The organism is Pseudomonas sp. 300, from assembly GCF_055803035.1.
The window spans coordinates 3,558,451-3,564,450 of the sequence record NZ_JAVLRV010000002.1 but is presented as its reverse complement, the minus strand read 5'-3'; the positions used below and the strand labels follow the sequence as shown (position 1 = coordinate 3,564,450).

The 6,000-nt window shown below is 61.5% G+C and carries 3 protein-coding genes; 2 read left to right on the top strand and 1 reads right to left on the bottom strand.

The genetic code is table 11. The features are described 5' to 3' along the window. Positions 1–1,414: membrane-bound lytic murein transglycosylase MltF (mltF, locus tag Q7W83_RS22800; RefSeq protein ID WP_473657108.1), on the bottom strand; the 1,414-nt coding region annotated here is incomplete at its 3' end. 274 nt (positions 1,415–1,688) lie between these two features. On the opposite strand from mltF, the gene purL reads away from it, so the two are divergent. Continuing rightward, positions 1,689–5,585 carry a phosphoribosylformylglycinamidine synthase gene (purL, locus tag Q7W83_RS22795; RefSeq protein WP_150631243.1) on the top strand — a complete coding sequence of 1,299 codons (3,897 nt, stop codon included), beginning with the start codon at positions 1,689–1,691 and terminating at the stop codon, positions 5,583–5,585. Positions 5,586–5,590: 5 nt separating this feature from the next. Next, on the top strand, positions 5,591–5,902 hold the full coding sequence (locus tag Q7W83_RS22790) for a YqfO family protein (protein ID WP_150631242.1): 312 nt from the start codon (positions 5,591–5,593) through the stop codon (positions 5,900–5,902). The last annotated feature ends 98 nt before the right edge of the window (positions 5,903–6,000 follow it).

Sequence of the window (6,000 nt, the reverse complement as noted above, 5' to 3'; positions counted from 1 at the left end):
GCACATGCAGATTGCCCTCGGCGACCTGATTGCCTTCCAGCTGCGGCTGCGTCACCCAGGTCAGGATGTCGTAGTAGCGACGGATGTTCGCCACGAAATGCACCGGCTCGCCACCCCGGGCGTAGCCGTAACGGGTTTTGCTGTACCACTTCTTTTCCGATAGGCGCGGCAGGATTTTCTTCACGTCCAGCCACTTGTCCGGGTTCAACCCTTCCTTGGCCGCCAGTTTGCGCGCGTCATCCAGGTGACCGCTGCCGACGTTGTAGGCCGCCAGTGCAAACCAGGTGCGATCCGGTTCCTGGATCGATTCATCCAGCTGTTCCTTCATGTAGGCCAGGTACTTGGCGCCGCCCATGATGCTCTGTTTCGGATCGAGGCGATTGGACACGCCCATGGCCTGCGCGGTGTTCTGGGTCAACATCATCAGGCCGCGTACGCCGGTCTTCGAAGTGACGGCCGCTTGCCACAGGGATTCCTGATAACCGACCGCCGCCAGCAGGCGCCAGTCGACTTTTTCTTTCTTGGCGTAGGTTTTGAAGTGCTGCTCGTACTTGGGCAGCCGTTGCTGCAAGTGCTGGGCGAAGGTGGTGGCGCCCATGTAGCCGAGCACATCGACGTGGCCGTAATAACGGTCCTTCAGGCGTTGCAGGGTGCCGTTCTTCTTTACCTTGTCGAGGTAGGCGTTGATCTCGTTGAGCAGGCTGTTGTCATCGCCGGCGGCCACGGCCCAGCTCTGATTGCTGGCGTCACCGAGGTCGAAGGCGACCCGAATATTGGTGAAGTAGACCTGGTTCATCGCCACTTCGTTGGAGTCGACCAGGGTCAGATCAATCTGGCCTTCATCGACCATGCGCAGCAGGTCCACGACTTCAACCGCGTCCGACTCTTCGTATTCAATCCCGGGAAATTTCTGCTTCAGCTCCGCCAGTTGCCCGGCGTGGGTGCTGCCCTTGAGCACCATGATCTTCTTGCCGACCAGATCCTTCGCATCGGTCGGCCGCGACTGGCCGTTGCGATAGATGATCTGCGGAGTGACTTCCAGATAAGAGTGGGAGAACCGTACCTGTTGCTTGCGCGCTTCGCTGCTGACCAGACCGGCCGCCGCGATGACGGGGCCGTTGGGCTTGCCCACCTGGTTGAACAGGTCGTCGAGGTTGTCGGCGGTTTCGATTTTGAGTTCGACCCCCAGATCGTCGGCGAAGCGCTTCACCAGCTCGTATTCGAAGCCGGTTTCACCGTTGCGATCCTGAAAGTAGGTGGCGGGGCTGTTTCGGGTAACCACCCGCAGCACGCCATCCTCCTTTACGCGCTCCAGCGTGTTGGGTTTATCAACACAGCCACTGAGCATCAGGAAGAGTCCGGTTGCGATCAGCCATTTGGCGTACCGCGGACGCAAAGCCGTTGGGGAAAACATCTGCGCAGTATACGCAAAGGACCACGACCGCCATATCTCGACAGCGAAGGCCGTGTCTGCTAGAGAGCGAAAAACCGCTCTGGAGCCCGCAGGAATGGGCCCGAACTGCATTTTGTGACACAAAAAATAACACCTGACTGATCGCTGTTTCGGCGCCGAAGAACCGGCCCGACGTCCGGGTGACGCCGCCCGTACCGTTTCGGGTGCTGTTGCGGGCGGTTTAGGCTAGAATGCACGGCCTCAAAGCACACCCCTTCCCGAGGCTGTCCCGAAGATGTTGATCCTGCGCGGCGCTCCTGCCCTTTCTGCCTTTCGCCACAGCAAACTCCTTGAGCAACTGAGCCAGAAGGTTCCGGCTGTCAGTGGCTTGTATGCTGAATTCGCTCACTTCGCCGAAGTTACCGGCGTCCTGACCGGCGACGAACAGCAGGTGCTCGCGCGCCTTCTGAAGTACGGTCCAAGCGTTCCGGTTCAAGAACCGACCGGTCGCCTGTTCCTGGTGTTGCCGCGTTTCGGCACCATCTCGCCGTGGTCCAGCAAGGCCAGCGATATCGCTCGCAACTGCGGCCTGGGCAAGATTCAGCGTCTGGAGCGCGGCATCGCGTTTTATGTCGCCGGCCAGTTCAGCGACGCCGAAGCGCTGTTGATCTCTGACGCGCTGCACGACCGCATGACCCAGATCGTCCTCGCCAACCTTGAACAGGCCGCCGGCCTGTTCAGCCACGCCGAACCGAAGCCGCTGACCGCGATCGACGTGTTGGGTGGCGGCCGCGCCGCGCTGGAAAAAGCCAACACCGAGCTGGGCCTGGCCCTGGCCGAAGACGAGATCGACTACCTGGTCAACGCCTTCGTCGGCTTGAAGCGCAACCCGCACGACATCGAACTGATGATGTTCGCCCAGGCGAACTCCGAGCACTGCCGTCACAAGATCTTCAACGCCAGTTGGGATATCGACGGTCAGAGCCAGGAAAAAAGCCTGTTCGGCATGATCAAGAACACTTACCAGATGCACAGCGAAGGCGTTCTGTCCGCTTACAAGGACAACGCTTCGGTGATCGTCGGTAACGTTGCCGGCCGTTTCTTCCCGGACCCTGAAACCCGCCAGTACGGCGCGGTGCAGGAACCGGTGCACATTTTGATGAAGGTCGAAACGCACAACCACCCGACCGCGATTGCCCCGTTCCCGGGTGCGTCCACCGGTTCCGGTGGCGAGATTCGCGACGAAGGCGCTACCGGTCGTGGCGCCAAGCCAAAGGCTGGCCTGACCGGCTTCACCGTTTCGAACCTGCAGATCCCTGGCTTCGAACAGCCGTGGGAAGTGCCGTACGGCAAGCCTGAGCGCATCGTCACCGCGCTGGACATCATGATCGAAGGCCCACTGGGTGGCGCCGCGTTCAACAACGAATTCGGCCGTCCGGCCCTGACCGGTTATTTCCGTACCTTCGAACAGTCGATCACCACCCCGCGTGGCGACGAAGTTCGGGGCTACCACAAGCCGATCATGCTGGCTGGCGGTATGGGTAACATCCGTGCCGAACACGTGCAGAAAGGCGAGATCACCGTCGGCTCCAAGCTGATCGTACTCGGCGGCCCGGCGATGTTGATCGGTCTGGGCGGCGGCGCCGCTTCCTCCATGGCCACCGGCACCAGCTCGGCTGACCTGGACTTCGCTTCCGTACAGCGCGAAAACCCTGAGATGGAGCGCCGTTGCCAGGAAGTCATCGACCGTTGCTGGCAGCTGGGCGACAAGAACCCGATCAGCTTCATCCACGACGTGGGTGCGGGCGGTCTGTCCAACGCGTTCCCGGAACTGGTGAACGACGGCAACCGTGGCGGTCGCTTCGAACTGCGCAACATTCCAAACGACGAACCGGGCATGGCCCCGCACGAAATCTGGAGTAACGAATCCCAGGAACGTTACGTTCTGGCGGTTGGCCCGGCGGACTTCGAACGCTTCCAGGCGATCTGCGAACGTGAGCGTTGCCCGTTTGCCGTGGTCGGCGAAGCCACTGCCGAGCCGCAACTGACGGTCACCGACAGCCACTTCGGCAACAGCCCGGTAGACATGCCGCTGGAAGTGCTGCTGGGCAAAGCCCCGCGCATGCACCGTTCGGCCGTTCGTGAAAACGAACTGGGCGACGACTTCGATCCGTCGACACTGGAAATTGCCGACTGCGTCGAACGCGTTCTGCATCACCCGGCCGTGGCGAGCAAAAGCTTCCTGATCACCATCGGCGACCGCACCATCACCGGCCTCGTGGCCCGTGACCAGATGGTTGGCCCGTGGCAGGTTCCGGTGGCCGACGTTGCCGTCACCGCCACCAGCTTCGACGTCTACACCGGTGAAGCCATGGCCATGGGCGAGCGTACTCCGCTGGCTCTGCTGGACGCTCCGGCGTCGGGCCGTATGGCCATCGGCGAAACCCTGACCAACATCGCCGCGTCGCGCATCAACAAGATCTCCGACATCAAACTGTCGGCGAACTGGATGTCCGCCGCCGGCCACCCCGGTGAAGACGCGCGCCTGTATGACACCGTGAAAGCGGTCGGCATGGAATTGTGCCCTGAGCTGGGCATCACCATTCCGGTGGGCAAGGACTCCATGTCCATGGCCACGCGCTGGAACGACGAAGGCGTCGACAAGACCGTCACCTCGCCGATGTCCCTGATCGTGACCGGTTTCGCGCCAGTGGCTGACATCCGTCAGACCCTGACCCCGGAACTGCGCATGGACAAGGGCACCACCGACCTGATCCTGATCGATCTGGGCCGTGGCCAGAACCGCATGGGCGCCTCGATCCTGGCCCAGGTTCACGGCAAGCTTGGCTCGCAAGCGCCGGACGTCGATGACGCCGAAGACCTGAAAGCCTTCTTCGCAGTGATCCAGGGCCTCAACGCCGACGGTCACCTGCTGGCGTACCACGACCGTTCCGACGGTGGTCTGCTGACCAGCGCCGTGGAAATGGCCTTCGCCGGTCACTGCGGCCTGAGCCTGAACCTCGACGGTCTGGCGGAAACTTCCGCCGACATCGCCGCGATCCTGTTCAACGAAGAATTGGGCGCGGTGATCCAGGTTCGTCAGGACGCCACCCCGGACATCCTCGCGCAGTTCAGCGCTGCTGGCCTGGGCGAGTGCGTGTCGGTGATCGGTCAGCCGATGAACAACGGCCAGATCAACATCACCTTCAACGGCGACACCGTCTTCGAAGGCCAGCGTCGTCTGCTGCAGCGTACCTGGGCTGAAACCAGCTACCAGATCCAGCGTCTGCGTGATAACGCCGATTGCGCCGAACAAGAGTTCGACGTGCTGCTGGAAGAAGACAATCCGGGCCTGAGCGTCAAGCTGAGCTACGACGTCAACCAGGACGTCGCCGCGCCTTACATCAAGAAAAACATCCGCCCACAGGTTGCCGTACTGCGTGAGCAGGGCGTCAACGGCCAGGTGGAAATGGCCGCCGCGTTCGACCGCGCCGGTTTCAACGCGATCGACGTGCACATGAGCGACATTCTGGCCGGCCGTGTCGACCTGAACGACTTCAAGGGCATGGTCGCTTGCGGCGGTTTCTCCTACGGCGACGTACTGGGTGCCGGTGAAGGCTGGGCCAAGTCCGCGCTGTTCAACAGCCGTGCTCGCGATGCGTTCCAGGGTTTCTTCGAACGTAACGACAGCTTCACCCTCGGCGTATGCAACGGTTGCCAGATGATGTCCAACCTGCACGAGCTGATCCCGGGCAGCGAGTTCTGGCCGCACTTCGTGCGTAACCGTTCCGAGCAGTTCGAAGCGCGCGTGGCGATGGTTCAGGTCCAGGAGTCGAACTCGATCTTCCTGCAAGGCATGGCCGGTTCGCGCATGCCGATCGCCATCGCACACGGCGAAGGTCATGCCGAGTTCGAAAGCGAAGAAGCGTTGCTGGAAGCCGATCTGTCGGGTTGCGTGGCGATGCGTTTCGTCGACAACCATGGCAAGGTTACCGAAAACTACCCGGCCAACCCGAACGGTTCGCCGCGCGGGATCACCGGTTTGACCAGCCGTGACGGTCGCGTGACGATCATGATGCCGCACCCGGAACGTGTGTTCCGCGCCGTGCAGAACTCGTGGCGTTCGGAAGACTGGAACGAAGACGCGCCATGGATGCGCATGTTCCGTAACGCTCGCGTGTGGGTGAACTAAGCGCCGTGTACAAGCTCAGCTTTTTTGTTCCGGCCAGCCACGTCGAGGCGGTCAAAAGCGCTGTGTTCGCTGCCGGTGGCGGGCGGATCGGTGCTTACGATCACTGCGCATGGCAGGTGTTGGGCCTGGGTCAGTTTCGTCCATTGGATGGCAGTCAGCCGTTCATTGGCGAAGCAGGGCAGGTCGAACAGGTTGAGGAATGGAAGGTTGAGCTGGTGGTGGCGGATGAGTTGATCCGGTCGGTGGTGGCGGCTTTGAAGCAGAGCCATCCCTACGAGACACCGGCGTATGAAGTGTGGCGGCTGGAGGATTTCTGATCCGCTGGCCGCTGTAATGAAAAACCCGCCAAGGCGGGTTTTTTGTTGCCCGCAATTTGTCGAACCTGCACGCAACCCCCCTGTGGGAGCTGGCTTGC